The organism is Streptomyces sp. NPDC059499, assembly GCF_042749285.1.
In the GTDB taxonomy this organism is placed as follows: Bacteria; Actinomycetota; Actinomycetes; order Streptomycetales; family Streptomycetaceae; genus Streptomyces.
The window spans coordinates 766531-792287 of record NZ_JBHYTT010000001.1; the positions used below are offsets into that span (position 1 = coordinate 766531).

The following is a 25757-nucleotide window of genomic DNA, read 5'->3' on the forward strand; positions in this document are numbered from 1 at the left end:
ATCACCCTTCCGGCTCCCGTTCCGCTCCTGCCAGGGTGGATCAGGCCCGCACATCCCGCCAGGCCGCCGGGATCGCGTCCGCGACGTCCTGCGCGGCGACCGGCGCCCCGTCCGAGACCCGGCGCGCCGCGAGCCCGTGCAGGTAGGCGCCCACCGACGCGGCGTCCCGCGGGGCGAGGCCCGCCGCCAGCAGCGAGCCGGTCAGCCCGGAGAGCACATCGCCGCTGCCCGCCGTGGCCAGCCAGGACGTACCCGTCGGGTTGACCCGTACGGGCGCGCCCCCGGCCTCGGCGACCAGGGTCGTCGACCCCTTGAGCAGCACCGTCGCGCCGTAGCGCGCGGCCAGTTCCCGTACGGCGGCGAGCCGTCCCGCCTCGACCTCCTCGCGCGGGACTCCGAGGAGCGCGGCGGCCTCCCCGGCGTGCGGGGTGAGCACGGTGGCGGCGGTGCGCGACCGTACGGCTCGGGCGTCCATCAGCCGCAGCCCGTCCGCGTCGACCAGCACCGGAACGTCCGTGGCCAGTACGTCGGACACCGCGTCGGACGCCGCGGTGGAGTCTCCGAGCCCCGGCCCGACCACCCAGGCCTGCACCCGTCCGGACTTCGACGGCGGCCACGGGTGCACCAGGGTCTCCGGGAAGCGGGCGATCACCGCGTCCGCGCCGGGACCGGCGTACCGCACGGCTCCGGCACCGCCGCGCAGCGCGCCCGCGACCGCGAGCACCGCGGCACCCGGGTACCGCTCCGACCCGGCGGCGACGCCGACCACGCCACGCCGGTACTTGTCGCTCTCGGCCCCCGGCACGGGCAGGAGCGCCGCCACGTCCGCGTACTGCAGCGCCTCCAGGTCGGGGCGCCCGGGCAGCTCGGGTCCCAGCCCGATGTCGACGAGCCGCAGGGCGCCCGCCCGTTCGGCGCCCGGGTCGATGAGCAGCCCCGGCTTGTACGTACCGAAGGTGACGGTGGCGTCCGCCCGTACGGCCGCCCCCAGGACCTCACCGGTGTCCGCCTCGACCCCGCTCGGCAGATCCACGGCGAGCACCGGCGCACGCCCGCCGGTGACCGCACGGACCAGTTGCTCCGCCTCGGGGCGCAGACCTCCGCGGCCCCCGATTCCGGTGATGCCGTCGACCACGAGGTCGACGGGACCGAAGGCGTGGCCGATGCGGTCCGGGGAGTCCAGGACCTGACCGCCCGCCGCGAGCAGCGCGGCGAGACCGCCCCGGTGGGCCTTGTCCGGCGCGGTCAGCAGGGCCCGTACGCCCGCTCCGCGCCGGGCCAGCCGGGCACCCGCGTACAGCGCGTCGCCGCCGTTGTCACCGCTGCCGACGAGCAGGAGCACCCGTGACCCGTACACCCGGCCGTTGCGCCGGAGCAGGTCGCCGCAGGCCACCGCCAGACCCGCGGCGGCGCGCTGCATCAGGGCGCCCTCGGGCAGCCGTGCCATCAGCGCCTGTTCGGCGGCCCGTACGGTCTCGACGCTGTACGCCTGTCGCATGCCCTCAACCCTCCGCGATCACCACGGCCGACGCCACCCCCGCGTCATGGCTGAGCGAGACGTGCCAGCTGCGCACGCCCAGCTCGGCGGCGCGGGCCGCGACCGTGCCGCGGACCTCCAGCCGGGGCTTCCCGCTGTCCTCGACGCACACCTCGGCGTCCGTCCAGAGCAGCCCGCCCGGCGCCCCGAGCGCCTTGGCCAGCGCCTCCTTGGCGGCGAACCGGGCGGCCAGGGAGGCGATACCCCTCCGCTCCCCGCTGGGCAGCAGCAACTCCCTCTCCAGGAAGAGGCGGTCCGCCATCTGCGGTGTGCGTTGCAGCGCCGCCCCGAAGCGTTCGATCTCCGCCACATCGATCCCGACCCCAATGATCACGCGCTCACTCACTCACTCGACTGTCACGGACTTCGCCAGGTTGCGCGGCTGGTCCACCTCGTTGCCGCGGGCCGTCGCCAGCTCGCAGGCGAAGACCTGCAACGGCACGGTGGCGACCAGCGGCTGAAGCAGCGTAGGCGTAGCGGGGATCCAGATGAGGTGGTCCGCATACGGGACGACCGCCTCGTCGCCCTCCTCGGCGATGACGACGGTACGCGCGCCGCGGGCCCTGATCTCCTGGATGTTCGACACGATCTTGTCGTGCAGCACCGAACGGCCGCGCGGGGACGGCACGATGACGACGACGGGCAGCCCCTCGTCGATGAGCGCGATCGGCCCGTGCTTGAGCTCTCCGGCCGCGAAGCCCTCGGCGTGCATGTACGCGAGTTCCTTGAGCTTCAACGCGCCTTCCAGGGCCACCGGGTAGCCGACGTGCCGGCCCACGAAGAGCACCGTGTCGCGGTGCGCGAGCGAGCGGGCGAGCGCGCACACCGGCTCCATCGTCCCGAGGAGCTCCTCCACCTGCCGGGGGATCCCGGAGAGCTGACGCACCACGGTGCGGATCTCGTCGCCCCACTTGGTGCCGCGGATCTGGCCGAGGTACAGCGCGACGAGATAGCAGGCCACGAGCTGCGTCAGGAACGCCTTGGTGGAGGCGACGGCCACCTCCGGACCGGCGTGGGTGTAGAGGACGGCGTCCGACTCCCTCGGGATCGTCGACCCGTTCGTGTTGCAGATGGCGAGGACCTTCGCCCCCTGCTCACGGGCGTGCCGCAGAGCCATGAGCGTGTCCATCGTCTCGCCGGACTGGGAGATCGCGATGACGAGGGTGTTCCGGTCCAGGATCGGGTCGCGGTAGCGGAACTCGCTGGCCAGCTCCGTCTCGCAGGGCAGCCGGGTGACGTGCTCGATGGCGTACTTGGCGATCATCCCGGCGTGGAACGCGGTCCCGCAGGCGACGATGAAGACCTTGTCGACCTCCCTGAGCTCGCTCGGCGGGATCCGTACCTCGTCGAGGCGCAGCGCACCCGAGGCGTCGATCCGGCCCAGGAGCGTGTCGGCGACCGCCTTCGGCTGGTCCGCGATCTCCTTGAGCATGAAGGAGGCGTAGCCGCCCTTCTCGGCGGCGGAGGCGTCCCAGTCCACGTGGTACTCACGCGACTGGGCGGGGAAGCCGTCGAACCCCGTGACGGTCGCCCCGTCCCTGCGCAGCTCCACCACCTGGTCCTGGCCCAGCTCGATCGCGGACCGGGTGTGGGCGATGAAGGCGGCCACATCGGAGGCCAGGAACATCTCCCCGTCCCCCGCCCCGACCACCAGGGGCGAGTTCCGCCGCGCCCCGACGACCACATCCGGTTCGTCCGCGTGCACCGCGACCAGGGTGAACGCGCCCTCCAGCTGCCGGCAGACCTGGCGCATCGCCTCGGCGAGCTCACCGGCCGAGGAGTACGCCTCCGCGAGCAGGTGGGCGACGACCTCGGTGTCGGTCTCGGAGGCCAGCTCGTGACCACGCCCGGTCAGTTCCTCGCGCAGGGCGGCGAAGTTCTCGATGATCCCGTTGTGCACGACGGCGACGCGCCCCGCGTTGTCGAGATGCGGGTGGGCGTTGACATCGGTCGGCCCGCCGTGCGTGGCCCAACGGGTGTGCCCGATACCGGTGTTCCCGGCGGGCAGTGGCCTCTCCTTGAGCTCCTTCTCCAGGTTGAGGAGCTTCCCGGCCTTCTTCGCCCCGGCCAGACCACCGTCCGAGAGGACGGCGACCCCGGCGGAGTCGTACCCCCGGTACTCCAGCCGCTTCAGCCCCGCGACGACGACGTCCTGCGCCGACTGCCCACCGACGTAACCCACGATTCCGCACATATCGGCACCATAAGGCCGCGAGGTGGCGGAGGACAGTAGCGGTGGGCCGCGCCTCCTGACACCCCGTGTCGGTGGCCTGAAAGTCCCGGCGCCCACGGCCGAAGGCGATGATCCGAGATGCGCAGTCCTGCTGGTCCGCGTAGTACCGGAGGGCCGGATTCACGGCCTCCTTCTTGATCCTGGCCCTGGACAGGGCCATGGTGCGCTCCAGCGCGTCATCGTCGACTACGGACATCCGGCGCCTCCGGGTGAGCATGGGGCACGTACAAAGAATTGGCTGAGCAATTTCGACGAAAACCACGCGCCCCGAGCCGGACGCGCGAACAATCACGCCGCATGAGCATCGACTACCGCAAGCAACCCAAAGCGCCCGCAGCCGCCGTCGGACTGGAGCAGATCACAGACAGCGCTCCCGGCCTCGTCAGCCTCTACAAGACCGCCGCGGTCTCGCTGGCGAAACGCCGGATCAGCGGGGAACGCGCCGCCGTCTATCTCGTACTGGACCGCTCCGGAAGCATGCGCCCCTACTACCGCGACGGCTCGGTTCAGCACCTCGCCGAACAGACCCTCGCCCTGGCCGCCCACCTCGACGACGACGGCGTGGTGCCCGTCATCTTCTTCTCCACCGGCATCGACGGAACCGCCGACATCAGCCTCGACGCCTACCAGGACCGCATCAACCCCCTGCACGAATCCATGGGGCACATGGGGCGCACCAACTACCACGTGGCCATGCAGGCCGTCATCGACCACTACGAATCGTCCGGCGCCACCGCCCCGGCACTCGTCGTCTTCCAGACCGACGGCTCCCCCTCCTCCAGGACCGCGGCCGAACACGTCCTGTGCACAGCGGCGAGACTGCCGATCTTCTGGCAGTTCATCGGTTTCGGCCACGACGACTTCCGTTTTCTCCGCAAGCTCGACGATTTGCCCGTGCCGGGCAGGCGCGTCATCGACAACGCCGGGTTCTTCGCCGCCGGGCCGTCGCCGAGGGACATGGGAGACGTGGACCTGTACGACCAGCTGCTTCAGGAGTTCCCGCACTGGCTGACCGCAGCCCGCAACGCCGGAATAGTCAGGAACTGACAGGGGCCGCCGGCTCCCCCACGTGACCGAGCCCACCCTCCACTCCGTTAAAACTCCCGCAACAATGAGTACGTGATCACTTCGCCCGCACGGAGCTCCCGTCGCACCGAGCACGCGCCGACGCCCTACGTCGACCTGACCCGGGCGGAGTGGAGCGCTCTGCGCGACAAGACCCCGCTGCCGCTCTCCGCCGACGAGGTCGAGAAGCTGCGCGGGCTCGGCGATGTCATCGACCTCGACGAGGTGCGGGACGTCTACCTGCCCCTCTCCCGGCTCCTGAACCTGTACGTCCAGGCCACCTCCGGTCTGCGTGGCGCGCTGAACACCTTCCTCGGGGACGCGGGCAACGGCCACGGCGAGCAGCGCGGCACACCGTTCGTCATAGGGGTCGCGGGCAGTGTCGCCGTCGGCAAGTCCACCAGCGCCCGCATCCTGCAGGCACTGCTGGCGCGCTGGCCGGAGCATCCCCGGGTAGAGCTGGTGACCACGGACGGGTTCCTCCTGCCGATGAAGGAGCTCGAGGCGCGCGGGCTGATGTCGCGCAAGGGGTTCCCGGAGTCCTACGACCGGCGGGCCCTGACCCGGTTCGTCGCCGACATCAAGGCCGGCAAGGACGAGGTGACGGCGCCCGTCTACTCGCACCTGATCTACGACATCGTGCCGGGCGAGCGGCTGACCGTACGCCGTCCCGACATCCTGATCGTCGAAGGGCTGAACGTGCTGCAGCCCGCACTGCCCGGCAAGGACGGCAGGACCCGGGTCGGCCTCGCCGACTACTTCGACTTCAGCGTGTACGTGGACGCGCGCCCCGAGGACATCGAGAACTGGTACCTCCACCGCTTCCGCCGACTGCGCGAGACGGCGTTCCAGAACCCGTTCTCGTACTTCCGCAAGTACACCCAGGTCTCCGAGGAGGAGGCACTGGACTACGCGCGCACCATGTGGCGGACCATCAACAAGCCCAATCTCCTGGAGAACGTGGCACCGACACGGGGCCGTGCCACTCTGGTGCTGCGCAAGGGGCCGGACCACAAGGTCCAGCGTCTGTCGTTGCGCAAACTCTGACTCCGGAAGGGTGCGCCGTGCTGCATCTGCGCCTCATCGTGCCCGCCGACCGCACCGAGGAGGTGCTGGAGCTGCTGGAGCACACGGTGGGCACCGCACATCTCGCGGTGCTCAGCGGCGCGGCACGCAGCCCGGCGGGCGATGTGGTCCTGTGCGACGTGGCGCGCGAGGCGGGCGACGAACTGATCGGCGCACTGCGGGAACTCGGTATCGACAAGTCCGGTTCGATCACCGTCGAGAACATGGACCTCACCCTGTCCGCGCACGCCGACAAGGCGGAGAAGGACGCGCCCGGCGAGGGCGCGGACGCGGTGCTGTGGGAGGAACTGACGGAAGTCACCCACGAGGAGTCCACGTTCAGCGTCACGTATGTGGCGTTCCTCGCCGTGGCCACGATGCTGGCCGCCTGCGGGGTGATGCTCGACAACGCGATCCTGATCGTGGGCGCGATGGCGGTGGGCCCGGAGTTCGGCCCGCTGGCCGGGATCTCGACCGCGCTCGTGCAGCGCGCGCCGCGGCTGGTCGGGCGGTCGCTGTGGGCACTGATCGGCGGGTTCGCGGTGGCGATGGTGGTGACGGCCGGGTTCGCCTGGCTGCTGGACGCCTTCGGGCTGTTCGACGAGGGCATGGTCACGGCGGACCGGCCCAACACGGGATTCATCTGGCATCCGGACTGGATGTCGTTCGTGGTGGCGCTCCTGGCGGGCGTCGCCGGAACGCTCTCGCTGACCTCGGCGAAGTCAGGGGCACTGATCGGCGTGGCGATCTCGGTGACCACCGTGCCGGCCGCCGCCAACGCCGCGGTCGCCTTCAGCTACCAGGACCTCCAGCAGACCTGGGGCTCCACGGCGCAGCTCCTCGCCAACCTGGGCGGCATCGTGGTCGCGGGAACACTGACGCTGCTGCTCCAGAAGGCGCTGTGGGCCGCCCAACGCCGGAAGGGCCCGACCACGCGGCCGAGCCCTTCCACAGTCGGGTAGTCCGTCAGCCGAGGGCGGACTTCACCACGTCGGCCAGCTGCCCGGCCACGGCGCGCGCCTGCTCGATGTCGGCGGCCTCGACCATGACCCGTACCAGCGGCTCCGTGCCCGACTTGCGCAGGAGTACACGCCCTGTGTCGCCGAGCTCACGCTCGGCCTCGGCGACCGCGGCGGCCAGCTCGGGCGAGGTGTCGACGCGGGACTTGTCGACGTCCGGCACGTTGACGAGCACCTGCGGGAGGCGCTGCATCACACCGGCAAGGTCCGCGAGCGTACGGCCGGTGGCGACGATCCGTGCCGCGAGCATCAGGCCGGTCAGCGTGCCGTCACCCGTCGTGGCGTGGTCCAGGACGATGACGTGGCCGGACTGCTCGCCGCCCAGCGCGAAGCCTTCGGCCTTCATCGACTCCAGGACGTAGCGGTCGCCGACGGCGGTCTGGACGAGTTCGATGCCCTCGCGCTCCATCGCCATCTTGAAGCCGAGGTTCGACATGACCGTGCCGACGACGGTGTCCTTGCGCAGCTGTCCGGCCTCGCGCATGGCGAGGGCGAGCACGGCCAGGATCTGGTCGCCGTCGATCTCCTCGCCCATGGCGTCCACGGCCAGGCAGCGGTCGGCGTCGCCGTCGTGCGCGATACCGAGGTCGGCGCCGTGCTCGACGACAGCGGCGCGCAGCAGACCCAGGTGGGTGGAGCCGCAGCCGTCGTTGATGTTCAGGCCGTCCGGCTCGGCACCGATGGTGACGACCTCGGCCCCTGCGCGGGCGAAGGCCTCGGGCGAGACGCGGGCGGCGGCGCCGTGTGCCTCGTCCAGGACGACCTTCAGCCCGTCGAGCCTGTTCGGCAGGACCGCGATGAGGTGCGCGACGTACCGGTCGAAGCCCTCGGTGTAGTCGGTGACCCGGCCCACTCCGGCACCCGTCGGACGCGCCCAGGGCTCGCCGGTGCGGTGCTGCTCGTAGACCGTCTCGATGCGGTCCTCCAGCTCGTCGGCCAGCTTGTGGCCGCCGCGTGCGAAGAACTTGATGCCGTTGTCCGGCATGGCGTTGTGGCTCGCGGAGAGCATCACGCCGATGTCGGCGCCGAGCGCGCCGGTGAGATACGCCACGGCGGGGGTCGGCAGCACGCCGACCCTCAGGACGTCCACGCCCGCGCTGGCCAGGCCCGCCACGACGGCGGCCTCCAGGAACTCTCCGGAGGCGCGGGGGTCACGGCCCACCACGGCTGTCGGCCGGTGTCCCTCGAAGGTGCCTGCCTCGGCCAGTACGTGCGCCGCAGCGACCGAGAGCCCGAGCGCGAGCTCGGCCGTCAGGTCCGCATTGGCGACACCGCGCACGCCGTCCGTGCCGAAGAGTCGTCCCACTGGTGTCCTCCGAAGGTGCTCCGAAACCACAAAACCAAAGTACTCAAAACAGGGCACAGCACAGCAATGCGCAGCAAAGTGAGGCGCGATCGAGGCCGCCCGGCCCTATAAACGTCTTAAGCCGTTATACGCCCGCGGGCGCCGATAAACGAACGCCCCAGCAGCACGAGGTGTGCCGCCGGGGCGAACGTGTAAAGCAGACGAGCAGGCGATTTAGCGCTTGCTGTACTGCGGGGCCTTGCGGGCCTTCTTGAGACCGGCCTTCTTGCGCTCGACCGCACGGTCGTCACGGCAGAGGAAGCCGGCCTTCTTCAGCGTGGCGCGGTTGTTGTCCACGTCCGCCTCGTTCAGCGAGCGGGCCACGCCGAGGCGCAGGGCGCCGGCCTGACCGGAGACGCCGCCACCCGAGATGCGGGCGATGACGTCGTAGCGGCCGTCGAGCTCGAGCACCTTGAAGGGCTCGTTGACTTCCTGCTGGTGCACCTTGTTGGGGAAGTAGTCCTCAAGGGTGCGACCGTTGATCTTCCACTTGCCGGTACCCGGAACGATCCGGACACGGGCGATGGCGTTCTTGCGACGGCCAAGGCCGGCGGCGGGCTGCGGGTCGCCGAAGCGGCCCGCGAGCGACTCGGAGGTGTACTCACCCTCGACGGGGACCTCCGACTCGAAGGTGGTCACCTCGGCGAAGGTCTCTTCGCCCTCGGTGCCCTCGACGGGCGTCTCAACAGTGGTCTCGGCCACGATTCTCCTCAGATCTTTCTTTACGTCTTAGGGGGGAGGCCGGAACTACTGCGCGACCTGGGTGATCTCGAACGGGACCGGCTGCTGCGCAGCGTGCGGGTGCTGGTCACCCGCGTAGACCTTCAGCTTCGAGATCATCTGACGACCCAGGGTGTTCTTGGGGATCATGCCCTTGATGGCCTTCTCGACAGCCTTCTCCGGGTTCTTGGAGAGCAGCTCGTCGTAGCGCACGGAGCGGAGACCGCCCGGGAAACCGGAGTGGCGGTACGCCATCTTCTGGGTCTTCTTGTTGCCGGAGAGGTGAACCTTCTCGGCGTTGATGATGATGACGAAGTCGCCCATGTCCATGTGGGGGGCGTAGATCGCCTTGTGCTTGCCTCGGAGGAGGTTCGCAGCCGTGGTGGCCAGACGGCCCAGGACGATGTCCTCGGCGTCGATGATGTGCCACTGGCGAGTGACATCGCCGGGCTTGGGGCTGTACGTACGCACTTCGTAGCCTTCGCTTCTTCAGTGGATGGGGTCCAGACACACGGCACCCCTGAAGCGATATGCAGCTGGGGCTCACAATGCCGGGGACGCTGCCCGTATGCGAGCCACTGGTAACTGCTCCAGGGAACCTACGTAAGGGCCCTTCGCGTGAGAACGACGAAGCCAATACGCATAACAGTCCTCGACACTACCCGCACCGCCCCGGACGGGTCAAAACGACCCCGCCCGGGGTATCCCTCAGCGTGCGCGTTCCACCCTGCGCTCGTCCCAGACCGGCTCCGTGGACTCCCGTACGACCCCGTCCGAGCCGAAGACCAGGTACCGGTCGAAGGACCTCGCGAACCAGCGGTCGTGCGTGACGGCCATCACGGTGCCGTCGTACATCTCCAGCCCGTCCTGCAGGGCCTCCGCCGACTCCAGGTCCAGGTTGTCCGTCGGCTCGTCCAGCAGGAGCGCGGTGGTGCCGGCCAGCTCCAGCAGCAGGATCTGGAAGCGCGCCTGCTGCCCGCCGGACAGCCTCTCGAAGGCCTGGTCCCCCTGCCGCTCCATCTCGTACCGCCGCAGTACGGACATGGCTCCGCCCCGGTCCTTGGCGTGCTCCGTCCACAGGATCTCGACGAGTGTCTTGCCCAGCAGCTCGGGATGGGCGTGCGTCTGGGCGAAGTGGCCGGGCATGACCCGCGCCCCGAGCTTCCAGTCCCCGGTGTGCGCCACCGGCTCCCCCGCCAGCAGCCGCAGGAAGTGCGACTTCCCCGACCCGTTGGAGCCGAGGACGGCGACCCGCTCCCCGTAGTAGATCTCCAGGTCGAACGGCTTCATCAGACCGGTCAGCTCCAGGTTCTTGCAGGTCACCGCCCGCACCCCGGTCCGACCGCCGCGCAGCCGCATCTTGATGTCCTGCTCGCGCGGCGGCTCCGGCGGCGGGCCCGCGTCCTCGAACTTCTTGAAGCGGGTCTGCATCGCGTGATAGCGGTTCGCCATGTCGGGACTGTTCGCCGCCTGCTGCCGCATCCGCAGGACGAGCGCCTTCAGCCGGGCGTGCTCCTCCTCCCAGCGCCGCAGGAGCTCCTCGAAGCGTGCGAACCGCTCCTTGCGGGCCTGGTGGTACGTGGCGAATCCGGCACCGTGCACCCAGACGTCCGAGCCGGCCGCGCCGGGCTCCACGCTCACGATCTTCTCGGCGGCCCGTGACAGCAGCTCCCGGTCGTGGGAGACGAAGAGCACCGTCTTGCGGGTCTCCTTGAGCTTCTCCTCCAGCCACCGCTTTCCGGGGACGTCGAGATAGTTGTCCGGCTCGTCCAGGAGCAGCACCTCGTCCGGGCCCCTCAGCAGCGCCTCCAGGACCAGCCGCTTCTGCTCGCCCCCGCTGAGTGTGCGCACCTCGCGCCACTGCGCCTTCTCGTACGGGATCCCGAGCGCGGCCGTCGTGCAGATGTCCCAGAGGGTCTCGGCCTCGTATCCGCGGACCTCGGCCCAGTCGCTGAGGGCCTGCGCGTACGCCATCTGCGCGGCCTCGTCGTCCACGGTGAGGATCCGCTCCTCCGCCACGTCGACGGCCTTCGCCGCCTCCTTGATGCGCGGCTGTGCCACGGACACCAGCAGGTCACGCACGGTCCGCCCGTCCCGCACGGAGCCCACGAACTGGCTCATCACGCCCAGTCCGCCGCTCACCGACACCGAGCCGCCGTGCGGCTGGATCTCCCCGGCGAGCAGCCTCAGGAGCGTCGTCTTGCCCGCCCCGTTCGCTCCGACGAGGGCGACGACCGCCCCGTCGGCCACCCGGAACGAGGCATCGCCGAGCAGCACCCGCCCGTCCGGTAGGTAGTACTCCAGGTGGCCCGCTTCAAGATGTCCCATGCACAGCATTGTCACGGGCGGCGAACCCCTGGCCCAACCGGATTACACAGGCTCTAGGATTCGCGGCATGAGCTTTGGGCAAGGGGGGCCCTCCTGGGGGCCGGGAGACAGCAGGACTCCGGACTGGGCGGCACTGGCCGATGAGTCCGCGGCACGCAGCCGCCGCAGGAAGTGGCTGCTGATCGGGGGCGGCGCACTGGCGACCGCCGCAGTCGCCGCGATCGTGGCCACGGCCGTCGTCACGGCGAACGACACCGGCAGCCCCGGATCGGACAAGAACGCGAGCGACCTGCCGGCTCCCGCCGACCTGCCCTCGGACACCTCGCAGCCGCAGCCCTCCTTCTCCTCGGTGGCACCGCCGCCCCCGCCGGACCCGAAGGACTACATATCCGACGCCCGGAAGGACAAGGCGCCGATCACCGTCGACGCCTTCTTCCCCGGCAAGAAGGTCACCATGGGCGACCGCGTCCACGCCAAGGGCGCGACGAACCGTACGAACAGCTGCGCCGCGACCACCCAGGGCGCTCTCGGCTCGATCCTCACGTCGAACGGCTGCGACCAGGTCATCCGCGCCACGTACAGCAGCGGCGGCGTCGCGGTCACCGTCGGCCTCGCCGTGTTCGGCACCGAGGCCGAGGCCAAGAAGGCGGCCCAGCAGGCGTCCGGCGGCATCGCGTCCCTGAACGGCGCGGGCGTCCCCACGTTCTGCCGCGCCGGTGCCGTCTGCCGCCGCACCGCCAACTCCTACGGCCGCTACGCCTACTTCACCGTCAGCGGCTACACCAACGGCAAGAACGTCACGACCGCGGACAAGGACGTGTACGCGGTGGGCGACGACCTGACGGAGTTCACATTCCGTCAGATCCGCCACCGCGGTGAGGTCCAGGCATCGGCAGCGGCCGGGCTCCCCACCGCCTGACACCGCGCCACCTCTCCCCCCACGCACACCAGTCCCGTCCCTCCCCTCCCCCCGAGGACCCGCCGCCGTGCGTCTGACCGCCCTGTTCACCATCCCGCGCGTCCTGCGCCACAGCGACGCGATAGGCGCCGACCTGCCGCCGGACGAGGCTGTCGTCCTCGACGCGCCGGACCCCTCGCTGCGGGACGCGCTGGCCGCCGCCGCGGCCGGTGACCACGGGCCGGCCGCCGAACTGCTCGCCGCCACGCGCGAGCACGCCCAGTGGGAACGCAGGGACGCCTGTGTCTCCCGGCTGGCACGGGCCTCGCTGCACCACCCCGGCTGGCTGGACAGCTGGCTCGATGAGTCGCCGCACGACCCCGACGCCGTACTGGTCAAGGCGGACCAGTACGTCTACCAGGCCTGGCAGATACGGACCGGCGCACGCGCCAAGCACATCGAGCACGACCAGTTCCAGGCGTTCCACGCCGTCCTGCGGGACGCCGTCCCGGTCATTTCCGAGGCCGCCGAACTCAATCCCGGCGACCCCGTCCCGTGGCGCATCGCCCTCACCCAGGCCCGCGGCATCCAGGCCCCGCGCGAGGTCTTCGACTCCTACCTCGCCGAAGCGGCCGACTGCGACCCGCACCACGAGGGCTGCCACATACAGGCGCTCCAGTACCTCTGCGACAAGTGGTACGGCTCGCACGAGGAGATGTTCGACTTCGCCGAGCGGTCGGCGGAGCAGGCACCGCCCGGCTCCAAGCTCCATGCCCTGCCTCTCCAGGCGGTCGTGGAGTACCTCATCTCCGACGACGAGGTGAGCGAGCCCGACCCGTTCACGCCCCGCGCCGAGGCGGCCGTGACCCGCGCGCAGGCCCTGTCGGACAGCTACGCCCCCGGGGACCGGGAAGCGGCCGGCTTCCGCAACCACCTGGCCATGATCCTGTGGTCGATGAACCGCTTCGAGGAAGCCCTCACCGTCTTCCGCTCCATCGGGGTGCACGCCACCACCTACCCCTGGACCTACTTCGGCGACCCACGTGCCGAGTTCCTCGAGGCCCGCTCCGACACCCGGGTCGAGCTGGCGATGAAGGTCCCCTTCTTCCGCTCCCCGCCGAAGCCCCCGGCCTCCGAAACCCCCGACTGGGAGAGGGAGCTGGCGCCCCGGTCGCTCGCCATCGCCGCCACCGGGCCCACCGAGGTCGCCCAGGCCGCGCTGATCTGCGGCCACAGCCTGCGGACCGCCCCGGCGGGCAGCGGCCACACGTACGTCGAGATCGTCCCGGACCCCGTACGCGGCAAGCGCGCGGCCCTGCTCCCCGAGGACCCCCTCACCTCCGCGGCGGACAACTTCACGACCGGCGAGGACTGGCCCGCCCTGGTGCTGCACCGCACCCCGGAGCGCAGCAGCTTCACACTCCTGCACCGGGGCAAGAAGGTGGCTGCCCACTCCTGGGAGACGGCGGCCCCGGCCGCCGACCACGCCGAGGTGACCGAGACGGCCACGGCGCTGGCCCGGGTCTACGGGCTGTCCGACCCCCGCCCGCTGATCCACCTCCTGCGCGCCACCGGCGACCCCGCCCGCCACCAGAGCGGCCTCGTCGCGGCTCTCGGCCTCCCGCCCCTGCCCGCGGGCTACGGCGGCGAGCAGGAGATACTCGCCGCCCTCCCGGGTGCCCGCGTCCTTGCCCGGCGCGGCTTCCTCGCGGGCATGCGGGACACGATGTCCACGAAGGACGGCGTCCACCCCGAGACCCCGGCCCCGGCCGAGCCCCACCCGCCCCTCTGGTGGGTCCTGCGCGTCCTGGGCCTGCTGCTGTTCACCGCGGCGGCGGTCTACGCCTGGTGGACCCCCGACATCGGCTGGTTCCGCTCCACCATGTCCAGCTTCGTCGCCGTGTACTTCGCGGCCAAGCTGGTACGGGCCCTGCGCCGCCGCCGGATCAGCAGCAGCCCGCCCCCGGCAACGTCCTGACGTTCCGGGCCTCTTCGGCCCTGGCCGCCAGCAACGCGTCGGCGGGATAGGCCACTTCCTCCAGCGTCAGCCCGTGCGGCCGCACCACGTGCACCGCGGGATCGCGCACCTTCGCCGCCAGCACCTCCGCCGGCCACGCGGCCGGACGGCGCCCGTCCCCCACGAACAGTGCCGCGCCGATCAGGGCCCGCACCATGTTGTGGCAGAAGGCGTCGGCCTGCACCGTCGCGCCGAGGACCCCGGACTCCGCGTCCCGCACCCAGGACAGCTTCTGCAGCGTCCGGATGGTCGTGGCGCCCTCGCGCTTCTTGCAGTACGCCGCGAAGTCGTGCTCACCGACCATCAGGGCGGCCGCCTCGTTCATCGCGTCGACGTCCAACGGCCGGTCGTGCCACAGCACATGACCCCGAGTCAGCGGGTCCACCCCGCCCGGCCGGTCCGCGACCCGGTAGACGTAGCGCCGCCACAGCGCGGAGAAGCGCGCGTTGAACCCGGCGGGCGCCTCGGCCGCCCGCCAGATCCGGACGTCCAGCGGCAGCCGCCCGGCCATCCGCCGCAGCAGCTTCTCCTCGTGCTCGGCCCACACCTCGGCCGGCAGATCCACGTGCGCCACCTGGCCGCGCGCGTGCACCCCCGCGTCGGTGCGCCCGGCGACGGTCAGGTCGTACGTCACCGAGGACCGTGTCACGGTCCGCAGCGCGTCCTCGATCTCGCCCTGCACCGTGCGCCTGCTGGTCTGCTTCGCCCAACCGGAAAAGTCCTTGCCGTCGTACGAAAGGTCCAGCCGTACCCGTACGAATCCGGGCTCTGCCTCATCACTCACCAGCGCATCCTCTCAAAACAGAACGGGCCCGCACCGCCCCGAAGGGTGATGCGGACCCGTCCCGGGGTCTCAGGACGCTCAGGCGTCCTTGGACTCCTCAGCAGCGGCGTCGGCCGGCTTGGCGTCCTCGACGGTCTCGGCCGGAGCCTCGTCCTTCTTGAGGGCGTCTTCCTTGACCGCACGCTTCGTCGCAGCCTCGGCCTCACCGGTGGCGGCCTGCGCCACGGTCAGGGCCTCGACGAGCTCGATGACAGCCATCGGGGCGTTGTCGCCACGACGGTTGCCGATCTTGGTGATGCGGGTGTAACCACCGGGGCGGTTCTCGTACCGCGGGGCGATCTCGGTGAAGAGCGTGTGCACGATGCCCTTGTCCGTGATCGACTGCAGCACCAGGCGACGGTTGTGGATGTCGCCCTTCTTCGCCTTGGTGATGAAACGCTCGGCGACCGGACGCAGGCGGCGGGCCTTGGCCTCGGTCGTGGTGATGCGGCCGTGCTCGAACAGCGACTTCGCGAGGTTGATGAGAAGAAGCTTCTCGTGCGCAGCGCTGCCGCCCAGACGGGCACCCTTGGCGGGCTGAGGCATGGTTTTTCTCCTTGTGTGCTGCACCGGCCGTATCAGGTACCGGTGTCAGTTCCCGCGAGGCGGCTGCCCCGCGGAAGTTCTGGTTCAAGCCGAGCGGGTCTCGTTCAAGCCCGTCCGGCGTGTGAGGACGAAGCCTCAACCCCGGCGCGGGGCACCCTCAGAACCGGGCGCCCCCGCCGGAGGCGGATCAGTACTGCTCGGTCTCCACGAAACCGGCGTCCGCGTCGTCGTCGGCGCCGAAGGCGTCGGCGGCGGCCGTCGGGTCGAATCCGGGCGGGCTGTCCTTGAGCGCCAGGCCCATGCCGGCCAGCTTCGCCTTGACCTCGTCGATCGACTTCGCACCGAAGTTGCGGATGTCGAGCAGGTCGGCCTCGGAGCGGGCCACGAGCTCGCCCACGGAGTGGATGCCCTCGCGCTTGAGGCAGTTGTACGAACGGACCGTGAGCTCGAGCTCCTCGATCGGCAGCGCCAGATCGGCGGCGAGCGCGGCGTCCGTCGGGGACGGGCCCATGTCGATGCCCTCGGCGTCGATGTTGAGCTCGCGCGCCAGACCGAACAGCTCGACCAGGGTCTTACCGGCCGACGCCATGGCGTCACGGGGACGCATGGCCTGCTTGGTCTCGACGTCGACGATCAGCTTGTCGAAGTCGGTGCGCTGCTCGACACGGGTCGCCTCGACCTTGTACGTGACCTTGAGCACCGGCGAGTAGATGGAGTCGACCGGAATCCGGCCGATCTCCTGGCCCACCTGCTTGTTCTGGACGGCGGAGACGTAGCCGCGACCGCGCTCGACGGTCAGCTCCATCTCCAGCTTGCCCTTGCCGTTCAGCGTGGCCAGGACGAGATCCGGGTTGTGGACCTCGACACCGGCCGGCGGGGCGATGTCAGCAGCGGTGACCAGGCCGGGACCCTGCTTGCGCAGGTACATCACGACCGGCTCGTCGTGCTCCGATGAGACGACCAGCTGCTTGATGTTGAGGATGAGGTCGGTCACGTCCTCCTTGACGCCCGGCACGGTGGTGAACTCGTGCAGGACACCGTCGATCCGGATGCTGGTGACAGCGGCACCGGGGATCGAGGAGAGGAGGGTACGACGCAGGGAGTTGCCGAGGGTGTAACCGAAGCCCGGCTCCAGCGGCTCGATCACGAACCGGGAGCGGAACTCGTCGACGACCTCTTCGGTCAGCGACGGACGCTGAGCGATAAGCATGAAGGAATCCTTCAGTCGTGGGCACCCACTATTTGATGCCCGACAGATGTAACAAGGGTACGGGCGGCACACCCCCGAAGAGGCATACCGCCCGGACCCGCACTACTGACCGACGGCCGTCACCGGCCGTCGAACATCAGACGCGACGACGCTTCGGCGGACGGCAGCCGTTGTGCGGCGTCGGGGTGACGTCCTGGATCGAACCGACCTCGAGGCCCGTGGCCTGCAGGGAACGGATCGCGGTCTCGCGGCCGGAGCCCGGACCCTTCACGAAGACGTCAACCTTGCGCATGCCGTGCTCCTGCGCGCGGCGGGCGGCCGACTCGGCGGCCATCTGCGCGGCGAAGGGGGTGGACTTGCGCGAGCCCTTGAAGCCGACGTGGCCGGCGGAGGCCCAGGAGATCACGTTGCCCGAGGGGTCCGTGATCGAGACGATGGTGTTGTTGAACGTGCTCTTGATGTGGGCGTGCCCATGAGCGACGTTCTTCTTTTCCTTGCGACGCACCTTCTTGGCTGCGCCCTGACGACCCTTGGGGGGCATGTCTTTACTCCAGATGGAGAGGGGAGGTGATCGGTCCTACAGCGAAGACCGCTGGTAGCTGCGAACGTCCGGTGGTCCGGACACCCGCAGTGCGTCCGCTGAGGACTACTTCTTGCCCGGCTTCTTCTTACCGGCGATTGCGCGACGCGGGCCCTTGCGGGTACGCGCGTTCGTGCTGGTGCGCTGGCCGTGGACCGGCAGACCACGACGGTGACGGATGCCCTGGTAGCAGCCGATCTCGATCTTGCGGCGGATGTCGCCCTGGATCTCGCGGCGAAGGTCACCCTCGGTGCGGAGGTTGGCGTCCACGTACTCGCGGATCTTGACCAGGTCCTCTTCGGCCAGGTCACGAACGCGGGCGTTGGGGTTCACGCCGGTGGTGGCGAGGATCTCCTTGGACCGGGTGCGCCCGATACCGAAGACGTAGGTGAGGGCAACCTCCACGCGCTTTTCGCGCGGGATGTCAACACCTGAAACGCGTGCCATTCAATGGCTCCAGTTGTTATTTCGGGGGTCTTCCGCAGTACCACTCCCGAACGCCGACCTCATCCGTACTGCTAGAGGTGGTACGCCCGAGTCCCCGGCCCCCGCCGGAGGTGTCGTCAGCCGAAGCTTGGACGGGCACTGCGTATGTACGTTTACGTGCGTCGCGCGAAGAGCTGCGAGATGCAAGTGGTCGTGCGTCAGCCCTGGCGCTGCTTGTGGCGCAGGTTGTCGCAGATGACCATGACCCGACCGTGACGGCGGATCACCTTGCACTTGTCGCAGATCTTCTTGACGCTCGGCTTGACCTTCATGGGATGTCAGGTTCTCCGGGTCAGTGCCCTCACCGCGCCGTAGCAGCGGTGGTGGCAAGATCTACTTGTACCGGTAGACGATCCGGCCACGCGTCAGGTCGTACGGAGACAGCTCCACAACGACCCGGTCATCCGGGAGGATACGGATGTAGTGCATCCGCATCTTGCCGCTGATGTGCGCGAGGACTTTGTGACCGTTCTGGAGCTCCACCCTGAACATAGCGTTCGGGAGGGACTCGATCACGGTGCCCTCAATTTCGATGGCACCTTGCTTCTTGGCCACGCTTCGCCTTTCGAATCGGCTACCTTGATCGACTCCGGCCGCCGTATGCGGACACACGGATGCACGAGAGCCGACGAGTCAGTCTACGTCAGCGGACTCCAAAAGACGAATCCGTCAAGTTTGCCCACTGGGACTGATCCTTAGACACGTATTCCCGACGCAGTCCTTGCGGACCCGGCGCCGGGACACGTAATGAGCGGCTCAGCCGAGGGGGTCCGGCGCGCTCGGCCGGGCATCAGCCCAGCGGGTCCGGCGCCACCTCGACGCCGTACTGCGCCAGCCTCGCCCGTCCGCAGTCCGGTGCCGTCAGGACCAGCGGCCCCTGCTCCGTGAGTGCGATCGAGTGCTCCCAGTGGGAGGACCGGCTGCCGTCCGTCGTGAGCACGGTCCACTCGTCGGCGAGTACCTTCGTCTGCGCCGTACCCAGCGAGACCATCGGCTCGATCGCCAGGCAGACGCCCGGAACCAGCTTGATGCCCTTGCCGCGCTTGCGGGAGACGTAGTTCAGCAGGTGCGGGTCCATGTGCATCTCGGTGCCGATCCCGTGGCCGCCGTAGTCCTCGATGATCCCGTACTTGCCCGTCGCCGGCCGGGGCTGGCGGCGGATGTAGGACTCGATGGCCTTCGAGATGTCCACGAGCCGGTTGTTCACCTTCATCGCGGCGATCCCGGCCCACATGGACTCCTCGGTCACCCGGGAGAGCTCGACGAGCTCCGGAGCGTGACCGGTACCCACGAAGGCCGTGTACGCCGCGTCCCCGTGCCAGCCGTCGATGATGGCGCCGGCGTCGATCGAGATGATGTCGCCGTCCTTGAGGACGGTCTTCTCGTCCGGGATGCCGTGGACGACGACTTCGTTGACCGAGGTGCAGATCGTCGCGGGGAATCCGCCGTAGCCCAGGAAGTTCGACTTCGCTCCGTGATCGGCGATCACCTTGCGTGCGACCTCGTCCAGGTCCTTCGTGCTGGCTCCGGGGACGGCCGCCTCGCGCGTCGCGGCGTGAATGGCGGCGACCACCAGGCCCGCCTCGCGCATCTTCGCGATCTGCTCGGGGGTCTTGATCTGCACCATTGCTCGGCGCCTCTCTGCGTTCGATGGGGACGGTCGGGGCCGTACTCCACGATACGGCGCAAACAACAGGCCGCGGCGCCCTGAGGCGCCGCGGCCGGCTGCAGTGGTGAAACGCGGGGGCGTCAGCCCTCGTCGGAGCTCTTGAGAGCCTCCATGGCCCGCTCGGTCACATCGGTGACCTTCCCGAGCGCGGAGATCGTCACGACCAGGCCCTGGGCCCGGTAGTAGTCGATGATCGGCTCGGTCTGCGTGTGGTAGACCTCGAGCCGGGTACGAACCGTCTCTTCGCTGTCGTCGTCGCGCTGGTACAGCTCGCCGCCGCACTCGTCGCAGACTCCGCTGGTCTTCGGCGGGTTGTACGTCACGTGAAAGACGTGAGCGCTCTCGTTCCGGCAGATACGGCGGCCGGCGATGCGCTTGACCACCTCGTCCTCGGGGACCTCCAGGTCCAGCACCGCGTCCAGCTTGACGCTCTCACTCCTGAGCATCTCGTCAAGCGCCTCGGCCTGCCCCACGTTGCGGGGGAAGCCGTCGAGCAGGAAGCCGTTCACGGCGTCCGGCTGGGACATGCGGTCCTTGGCCATTCCGATGGTGACTTCGTCCGGCACCAGCTGTCCCGCGTCCATGTAGGCGCGGGCCTGCTTGCCAAGGTCGGTGCCCTGGCTGATGTTGGCGCGGAAGAGGTCGCCCGTGGAGATGTGCGGAATCGACAGGTTCTTGGCAAGGTACGCAGCCTGCGTTCCCTTGCCGGCACCGGGCGGCCCGACGAGGACGATTCGCATCAGCGGAGGAACCCTTCGTAATTGCGCTGCTGGAGCTGACTCTCGATCTGCTTCACGGTTTCCAGACCCACACCCACGATGATCAGGATGCTTGTCCCGCCGAACGGGAAGTTCTGGTTGGCACCGCCGAAGCCTGCCAACGCCATCGTCGGCACGAGTGCGATCAGACCCAGATACAGCGAGCCCGGCCAAGTGATCCTGTTGAGCACGTAGCTCAGGTACTCGGCGGTCGGGCGACCAGCCCGGATACCCGGGATGAAGCCACCATACTTCTTCATGTTGTCGGCGACTTCCTCGGGGTTGAACGAAATCGCCACATAGAAGAAGGCGAAGAACACGATCAACAGGAAGTACGTCGCGATGTAGTACGGGTGGTCGCCCTTGACGAAGTGGTCCTGGATCCAGGTAGCCCAGCCCGCAGTGGAGTTGGAGAACTGGACGATCAGAGCCGGGATGTAGAGCAGCGAAGAAGCGAAGATGACGGGAATCACACCCGCCTGGTTCACCTTCAACGGGATGTACGTGGACGTACCGCCGTACGACCGGCGGCCGATCATGCGCTTCGCGTACTGCACCGGAACCCGTCGCTGGGCCTGCTCGACGAAGACGACGAGGCCGACCATGACGAAGCCGATGAGGATGACGGTGATGAACTCGATCCAGCCGTCGGCGAGCTTGCCGCTCTGCTTGATGGCCCACAGCGCGCCGGGGAAGCTGGCGGCGATCGAGATGAACATCAGGATCGACATGCCGTTGCCGATGCCGCGGTCGGTGATGATCTCACCGAGCCACATGACTGCGGCGGTTCCGGCGGTCATGGTGACCACCATGACGACGGTCGTGAAGATCGACTGGTTGGGGACGATCTGGTCGGCGACGGGGCAGCCGCTGAACAGCGCCCCGCTGCGGGCGGTTGCCACCAGGCCCGTGCCCTGGAGGATCGCCAGCGCCACGGTCAGATAACGCGTGTACTGCGTGATCTTTCCCTGGCCCGACTGCCCCTCCTTCTTGAGGGCTTCCAGTCGGGGGATGACGACGGTCAGCAGCTGAAGAATGATGCTGGCCGTGATGTACGGCATGATGCCGAGCGCGAAGATCGTGATCTGCAGCAGTGCACCACCGCTGAACATGTTCACCAGGCCGAAGAGGCTGTTATTGCCCTTACTTGCCTGGTCAACACAAATCTGGACGTTCTCGTAGCTCACCCCGGGTACGGGAATGTGCGCCCCGAGACGGTAGAGCACGATGATGCCGAGCGTGAAGAGCAGCTTCTTGCGCAGGTCGGGCGTCTTGAACGCCCGGGCGAACGCGGTGAGCACGGTGCCTCCTGCGACCCCCGCGCAATGCGTAGAGGTGACGGTCTTGAGGATCGACGATTAGGTAACAGTCAATGGTCCCCGGGCGCTTGCCCAGGGCTTACCACAGCAACAGTGGACGCCACCTTACCGGCGGACATGCCCCCCTAGGAACGACCAACCGGGGATGCCCCATATGAGAGGCATCCCCGGTCGGATGTTCAGACCACCGAATTGTCCGTGTTGTCTCAGACGAGTTCGGTGACGGTGCCGCCGGCGGCGGCAATCTTCTCCTTGGCGGAGCCGGAAACGGCGTCAACCGAAACCTGCAGTGCCACGGAGATCTCGCCCTGTCCGAGGACCTTGACGAGGTGGTTGTTGCGCACAGCGCCCTTGGCGACCAGACCGGCCACCGTGACCTCTCCACCCTCGGGGTAGAGCGTCGCGAGCTTGTCCAGGTTCACGACCTGGTACTCCGTGCGGAACGGGTTCTTGAAGCCCTTGAGCTTCGGGAGACGCATGTGGAGGGGCATCTGGCCACCCTCGAAGCGCTCCGGAACCTGGTAACGAGCCTTCGTACCCTTGGTACCACGGCCTGCGGTCTTACCCTTGGACGCCTCACCACGACCCACACGGGTCTTGGCGGTCTTGGCGCCCGGGGCAGGCCGGAGGTTGTGGGCCTTCAGCGGGTTGTTCTCCGCCATATCAGTCAACCTCCTCAACCGTCACGAGGTGGCGGACGGTGTGAACCATTCCGCGGAACTCGGGGCGGTCCTCCTTGACAACTACGTCGTGCAGGCGCTTGAGCCCGAGCGAACGCAGGGTGTCGCGGTGGTTCTGCTTGCTGCCGATGTACGACTTCGTCTGCGTGATCTTGAGGCGAGCCATTACGCACCCGCTCCCGCACGTGCACGAAGCAGAGCCGCGGGGGCGACGTCCTCGAGGGGCAGACCACGGCGAGCCGCGATCTCCTCGGGACGCTGCAGGCCCTGGAGGGCCGCCACGGTCGCGTGCACGATGTTGATCGGGTTCGAAGAACCGAGCGACTTCGACAGGATGTCGTGAACGCCGGCGCACTCCAGAACGGCGCGCACCGGGCCACCCGCGATCACACCGGTACCGGGGGAAGCAGGCTTGAGCAGGACAACGCCCGCAGCCTTCTCGCCCTGGATCGGGTGAGGGATGGTGCCCTGGATACGCGGAACCTTGAAGAAGCTCTTCTTGGCCTCTTCAACGCCCTTGGCGATGGCCGCGGGAACTTCCTTGGCCTTGCCGTATCCGACACCGACGGTGCCGTCACCATCGCCCACCACGACCAGCGCGGTGAAGCTGAAGCGACGACCACCCTTCACAACCTTGGCGACGCGGTTGATCGCGACGACGCGCTCGACGTACGCGGTCTTCTCGGCGGCGCTGGCGCCACCGTCACGGCCCTTCCGGTCCCGCCGCTCGCCGCCACCGGCACCGCTTCCGCGGCGCTGGGGTCCAGCCATTGGAATTACCTCTCTCTGTTACGTCCGCTGTGCGTAGGAACCGGGGCTTAGAACTTCAGCCCGGCTTCACGGGCGGCGTCAGCCAGAGCGGCAATCCGCCCGGCGTACTGGTTACCACCGCGGTCAAACACGACGGCCTCGACGCCTGCGGCCTTGGCGCGCTCGGCGACCAGGGCCCCGACCTGCTTGGCCAGGGTGCTCTTGTCACCCTCGCCACCACGGATGGAGGCGTCCAGGGTCGATGCCGAGGCGAGCGTGTGGCCCGCGACGTCGTCGATGACCTGAGCCACCATGTGGCGGTTGGAACGCGTCACAACCAGGCGCGGCCGCTCCGGCGAACCGGAGATGTGCTTGCGGACGCGGATGTGGCGGCGCTTGAGGGCGGCACGCTTGTAGGCGTCACCCTTGGCGATCTTTACACCGTATGCCATGGCTTACTTACCCGCCTTTCCGACCTTGCGGCGGATAACCTCGCCGGCGTACTTGACGCCCTTGGCCTTGTACGGGTCGGGCTTCCGCAGCTTGCGGATCTTCGCGGAGACCTCGCCGACCTTCTGCTTGTCGATGCCCTCGACACTGAACTTCGTGGGCGACTCGACCTTGAAGGTGATGCCATCCGGAGCCTCGATGAGGATCGGGTGGCTGTAGCCCAGGGCGAACTCCAGATTGGAGCCCTTCGCCTGGACTCGGTAACCGACACCGCTGATCTCGAGCGCCTTGCTGTATCCCGCGGTCACGCCGGTGATCATGTTCGCCACCAGCGTGCGGGACAGGCCGTGAAGGGCCTTGTTCTGACGCTCGTCGTTAGGGCGGACGACGTTGAGCACGCCGTCCTCACCCTTGGTGACCTCGATCGGCGCTGCGACGGTGTGCGAGAGGGAACCCTTGGGGCCCTTCACCGCGACCGTGCGGCCATCGATGGTGACGTCCACACCGGCGGGAACCTGGATGGGGAGCTTGCCGATTCGCGACATGAGCTATTCCTCCGTTCCCGACTACCAGACGTAGGCGAGGACTTCCCCACCTACGCCCTTCTTGCTGGCCTGCTGGCCGGTCAGGAGACCGTGGGACGTGGAGATGATCGCCACGCCCAGGCCGCCGAGAACCTTCGGCAGATTGGTGGACTTTGCGTATACACGCAGACCCGGCTTCGAAATGCGCTTGATGCCGGCAATCGAACGCTCGCGGTTCGGCCCGAACTTCAGCTCGAGAACGAGGCTCTTACCGACCTCGGCGTCCTCGACCTTCCAGCCGGTGATGAAGCCCTCCTGCTGGAGGATCTCCGCGATGTGCGACTTGATCTTGCTGTGCGGCATTGCGACATCGTCGTGATACGCCGAGTTCGCGTTACGCAGACGCGTGAGCATGTCTGCGATGGGATCAGTCATGGTCATGAGTTGGCCTTCGGCCTCTCTCGCCGGGGTTTCCTGTATGCGCCATCCCTCTCCCCACTCAGTGGCGGGACGGGTGCGGTGCGGGGACCTACGGCGTAGTAAGTCGGTCAGGGCGGCAGGCGCCCAACCCTTCAAGCCTACGGCATGAAGAGCGGGGCTCCTGCCGACCAGATACTTACCGAGAGCTTTCTGGTCCTCCCAAGCCCCTAGGGGCGAAGGAGAATTACCAGGAGCTCTTGGTCACGCCCGGCAGCTCGCCACGGTGAGCCATCTCACGAAGGCACACGCGGCACAGGCCGAACTTGCGGTAGACGGAGTGGGGCCGGCCGCAGCGCTGGCAGCGGGTGTACCCGCGCACGCCGAACTTCGGCTTACGGGCGGCCTTAGCGATCAGAGCCTTCTTCGCCACGGTCAGTTCTCCTTGAACGGGAAGCCGAGGTGACGAAGCAGGGCACGACCCTCGTCGTCGTTGGTCGCCGTGGTGACCACGGTGATGTCCATGCCCCGGACCCGGTCGATCTTGTCCTGGTCGATCTCGTGGAACATGACCTGCTCCGTGAGACCGAAGGTGTAGTTGCCACGGCCGTCGAACTGCTTCGGCGACAGGCCACGGAAGTCACGGATACGCGGAAGCGCGAGCGACAGCGTACGGTCCAGGAACTCCCACATGCGGTCACCACGGAGGGTGACGTGGCAGCCGATCGGCTGCCCCTCGCGCAGCTTGAACTGCGCGATCGACTTGCGGGCCTTGGTGACGGCCGGCTTCTGACCGGTGATCGTGGTGAGGTCCCTGACGGCACCGTCGATCAGCTTGGAGTCGCGGGCGGCGTCGCCCACACCCATGTTGACCACGATCTTGACCAGACCGGGGACCTGCATGACGTTCTCGTAGGAGAACTCCTCACGCAGCTTGCCGGCGATTTCCTCGCGGTAGCGCGTCTTGAGACGCGGCGCAGTGGTGGTCGTCATCAGATGTCCTCACCGGTCCGCTTGGCAACGCGGATCTTCTTGCCCTCGTCGTCAAAGCGGTAGCCGACGCGGGTGACGACCTTGTTGCCGTCCTTCTCCACGACCAGCTGAACGTTGCTGACGTGAATCGGGGCCTCGGTGGTGACAATGCCACCCGTCTGCGAGCCGCGAGCCGTCTGACCGGCCTTGGTGTGCTTCTTGACCCGGTTGACACCCTCGACGAGGACGCGGTCCTGAGCGGGGAAGGCAACGATGACCTTGCCCTGCTTGCCCTTGTCCTTACCGGTGATGACCTGAACCAGGTCGCCCTTCTTGATCTTCATGC

General features: G+C 68.5%; 31 protein-coding genes. 5 read left to right on the plus strand and 26 right to left on the minus strand.

Annotated features, from left to right (window positions below):
* Window positions 1-40: 40 nt before the first annotated feature.
* The 3 genes from ACFW9O_RS03550 to glmS are packed head-to-tail and all read right to left on the minus strand — an operon-like array spanning window position 41 to window position 3731.
* Window positions 41-1498, minus strand: coding sequence for an NAD(P)H-hydrate dehydratase (locus ACFW9O_RS03550; protein WP_384604552.1), 1458 nt, complete (start codon window positions 1496-1498; stop codon window positions 41-43).
* 4 nt (window positions 1499-1502) lie between these two features.
* Entirely contained in the window at window positions 1503-1871 is a 369-nt protein-coding gene (locus ACFW9O_RS03555) for a holo-ACP synthase (RefSeq protein WP_384605255.1), read from the minus strand.
* A gap of 12 nt (window positions 1872-1883) precedes the next feature.
* Window positions 1884-3731 (minus strand): glutamine--fructose-6-phosphate transaminase (isomerizing), encoded by a 1848-nt coding sequence (glmS, locus tag ACFW9O_RS03560; protein WP_384604554.1) that lies wholly within the window; start codon window positions 3729-3731, stop codon window positions 1884-1886.
* Window positions 3732-4067: 336 nt separating this feature from the next.
* On the opposite strand from glmS, the gene ACFW9O_RS03565 reads away from it, so the two are divergent.
* The 3 genes from ACFW9O_RS03565 to ACFW9O_RS03575 all read left to right on the plus strand — a co-directional run bounded on the left by ACFW9O_RS03565 (window position 4068) and on the right by ACFW9O_RS03575 (window position 6862).
* Window positions 4068-4817, plus strand: a complete 750-nt coding sequence (locus ACFW9O_RS03565) for a vWA domain-containing protein (RefSeq protein WP_384604557.1) — start codon at window positions 4068-4070, stop codon at window positions 4815-4817.
* A gap of 72 nt (window positions 4818-4889) precedes the next feature.
* Window positions 4890-5882, plus strand: a complete 993-nt coding sequence (coaA, locus tag ACFW9O_RS03570) for a type I pantothenate kinase (protein ID WP_351170173.1) — start codon at window positions 4890-4892, stop codon at window positions 5880-5882.
* Between the two features lie 17 nt (window positions 5883-5899).
* Window positions 5900-6862: a DUF389 domain-containing protein gene (locus tag ACFW9O_RS03575; protein ID WP_384604560.1), complete on the plus strand. Its 963-nt coding sequence runs from the start codon at window positions 5900-5902 to the stop codon at window positions 6860-6862.
* Window positions 6863-6866: 4 nt separating this feature from the next.
* Here ACFW9O_RS03575 and glmM read toward each other — a convergent pair whose 3' ends face one another.
* The 4 genes from glmM to ACFW9O_RS03595 all read right to left on the minus strand — a co-directional run bounded on the left by glmM (window position 6867) and on the right by ACFW9O_RS03595 (window position 11312).
* Entirely contained in the window at window positions 6867-8225 is a 1359-nt protein-coding gene (gene glmM / locus ACFW9O_RS03580) for a phosphoglucosamine mutase (RefSeq protein ID WP_384604563.1), read from the minus strand.
* 213 nt (window positions 8226-8438) lie between these two features.
* Window positions 8439-8966, minus strand: a complete 528-nt coding sequence (rpsI, locus tag ACFW9O_RS03585; RefSeq protein WP_329208277.1) for a 30S ribosomal protein S9 — start codon at window positions 8964-8966, stop codon at window positions 8439-8441.
* A gap of 45 nt (window positions 8967-9011) precedes the next feature.
* Window positions 9012-9455: a 50S ribosomal protein L13 gene (gene rplM / locus ACFW9O_RS03590; RefSeq protein ID WP_031096418.1), complete on the minus strand. Its 444-nt coding sequence runs from the start codon at window positions 9453-9455 to the stop codon at window positions 9012-9014.
* Between the two features lie 237 nt (window positions 9456-9692).
* A complete protein-coding gene (locus ACFW9O_RS03595) occupies window positions 9693-11312 on the minus strand; it encodes an ABC-F family ATP-binding cassette domain-containing protein (RefSeq protein ID WP_384604567.1) in 1620 nt (539 codons plus the stop codon).
* 67 nt (window positions 11313-11379) lie between these two features.
* Here ACFW9O_RS03595 and ACFW9O_RS03600 point away from each other — a divergent pair, with 67 nt between their 5' ends.
* A complete protein-coding gene (locus ACFW9O_RS03600; RefSeq protein ID WP_384604570.1) occupies window positions 11380-12231 on the plus strand; it encodes a hypothetical protein in 852 nt (283 codons plus the stop codon).
* A 67-nt stretch (window positions 12232-12298) separates the two neighbouring features.
* Window positions 12299-14188 carry a hypothetical protein gene (locus tag ACFW9O_RS03605; protein ID WP_384604573.1) on the plus strand — a complete coding sequence of 630 codons (1890 nt, stop codon included), beginning with the start codon at window positions 12299-12301 and terminating at the stop codon, window positions 14186-14188.
* Here the strand turns inward: ACFW9O_RS03605 and truA are convergent.
* The 19 genes from truA to rplX all read right to left on the minus strand — a co-directional run bounded on the left by truA (window position 14157) and on the right by rplX (window position 25755).
* On the minus strand, window positions 14157-15011 hold the full coding sequence (gene truA, locus ACFW9O_RS03610; RefSeq protein ID WP_351170193.1) for a tRNA pseudouridine(38-40) synthase TruA: 855 nt from the start codon (window positions 15009-15011) through the stop codon (window positions 14157-14159). The genes ACFW9O_RS03605 and truA overlap by 32 nt on opposite strands.
* Before the next feature lie 78 nt (window positions 15012-15089).
* Complete coding sequence (gene rplQ, locus ACFW9O_RS03615) at window positions 15090-15596, minus strand: 50S ribosomal protein L17 (protein WP_056796563.1); 507 nt, start codon at window positions 15594-15596, stop codon at window positions 15090-15092.
* Window positions 15597-15783: 187 nt separating this feature from the next.
* Entirely contained in the window at window positions 15784-16806 is a 1023-nt protein-coding gene (locus ACFW9O_RS03620; RefSeq protein ID WP_003966937.1) for a DNA-directed RNA polymerase subunit alpha, read from the minus strand.
* Window positions 16807-16942: 136 nt separating this feature from the next.
* On the minus strand, window positions 16943-17347 hold the full coding sequence (gene rpsK, locus ACFW9O_RS03625) for a 30S ribosomal protein S11 (RefSeq protein WP_003956432.1): 405 nt from the start codon (window positions 17345-17347) through the stop codon (window positions 16943-16945).
* A 105-nt stretch (window positions 17348-17452) separates the two neighbouring features.
* Window positions 17453-17833 (minus strand): 30S ribosomal protein S13, encoded by a 381-nt coding sequence (gene rpsM, locus ACFW9O_RS03630; protein WP_307125430.1) that lies wholly within the window; start codon window positions 17831-17833, stop codon window positions 17453-17455.
* Between the two features lie 197 nt (window positions 17834-18030).
* Window positions 18031-18144 carry a 50S ribosomal protein L36 gene (gene rpmJ / locus ACFW9O_RS03635; RefSeq protein WP_003956441.1) on the minus strand — a complete coding sequence of 38 codons (114 nt, stop codon included), beginning with the start codon at window positions 18142-18144 and terminating at the stop codon, window positions 18031-18033.
* 61 nt (window positions 18145-18205) lie between these two features.
* Window positions 18206-18427 (minus strand): translation initiation factor IF-1, encoded by a 222-nt coding sequence (gene infA, locus ACFW9O_RS03640; protein ID WP_014047798.1) that lies wholly within the window; start codon window positions 18425-18427, stop codon window positions 18206-18208.
* A 235-nt stretch (window positions 18428-18662) separates the two neighbouring features.
* Window positions 18663-19499 carry a type I methionyl aminopeptidase gene (gene map / locus ACFW9O_RS03645; RefSeq protein WP_384604576.1) on the minus strand — a complete coding sequence of 279 codons (837 nt, stop codon included), beginning with the start codon at window positions 19497-19499 and terminating at the stop codon, window positions 18663-18665.
* 122 nt (window positions 19500-19621) lie between these two features.
* Window positions 19622-20281 (minus strand): adenylate kinase, encoded by a 660-nt coding sequence (locus ACFW9O_RS03650; RefSeq protein ID WP_329208288.1) that lies wholly within the window; start codon window positions 20279-20281, stop codon window positions 19622-19624.
* On the minus strand, window positions 20281-21600 hold the full coding sequence (gene secY / locus ACFW9O_RS03655; RefSeq protein WP_351170202.1) for a preprotein translocase subunit SecY: 1320 nt from the start codon (window positions 21598-21600) through the stop codon (window positions 20281-20283). The genes ACFW9O_RS03650 and secY overlap by 1 nt, the downstream gene beginning before the upstream one ends.
* A 224-nt stretch (window positions 21601-21824) precedes the next feature.
* Window positions 21825-22280, minus strand: a complete 456-nt coding sequence (gene rplO / locus ACFW9O_RS03660; RefSeq protein ID WP_384604580.1) for a 50S ribosomal protein L15 — start codon at window positions 22278-22280, stop codon at window positions 21825-21827.
* Between the two features lies 1 nt (window position 22281).
* A complete protein-coding gene (rpmD, locus tag ACFW9O_RS03665; protein ID WP_018550611.1) occupies window positions 22282-22464 on the minus strand; it encodes a 50S ribosomal protein L30 in 183 nt (60 codons plus the stop codon).
* The gene (gene rpsE / locus ACFW9O_RS03670; RefSeq protein ID WP_056796577.1) at window positions 22464-23069 is read right to left on the minus strand and encodes a 30S ribosomal protein S5; all 606 of its coding nucleotides are present in this window, start codon (window positions 23067-23069) and stop codon (window positions 22464-22466) included. The genes rpmD and rpsE overlap by 1 nt, the downstream gene beginning before the upstream one ends.
* Before the next feature lie 47 nt (window positions 23070-23116).
* Window positions 23117-23500 (minus strand): 50S ribosomal protein L18, encoded by a 384-nt coding sequence (rplR, locus tag ACFW9O_RS03675; protein WP_328905327.1) that lies wholly within the window; start codon window positions 23498-23500, stop codon window positions 23117-23119.
* Between the two features lie 3 nt (window positions 23501-23503).
* Window positions 23504-24043 (minus strand): 50S ribosomal protein L6, encoded by a 540-nt coding sequence (gene rplF / locus ACFW9O_RS03680; RefSeq protein WP_351170209.1) that lies wholly within the window; start codon window positions 24041-24043, stop codon window positions 23504-23506.
* Window positions 24044-24064: 21 nt separating this feature from the next.
* On the minus strand, window positions 24065-24463 hold the full coding sequence (gene rpsH / locus ACFW9O_RS03685; protein WP_014154584.1) for a 30S ribosomal protein S8: 399 nt from the start codon (window positions 24461-24463) through the stop codon (window positions 24065-24067).
* A 223-nt stretch (window positions 24464-24686) separates the two neighbouring features.
* Entirely contained in the window at window positions 24687-24872 is a 186-nt protein-coding gene (locus tag ACFW9O_RS03690) for a type Z 30S ribosomal protein S14 (RefSeq protein WP_003948630.1), read from the minus strand.
* A gap of 2 nt (window positions 24873-24874) precedes the next feature.
* Entirely contained in the window at window positions 24875-25432 is a 558-nt protein-coding gene (gene rplE / locus ACFW9O_RS03695) for a 50S ribosomal protein L5 (RefSeq protein ID WP_014047789.1), read from the minus strand.
* Entirely contained in the window at window positions 25432-25755 is a 324-nt protein-coding gene (gene rplX, locus ACFW9O_RS03700) for a 50S ribosomal protein L24 (protein WP_014047788.1), read from the minus strand. Before rplX ends, rplE begins: the two co-directional genes overlap by 1 nt.
* Window positions 25756-25757 lie beyond the last annotated feature (2 nt).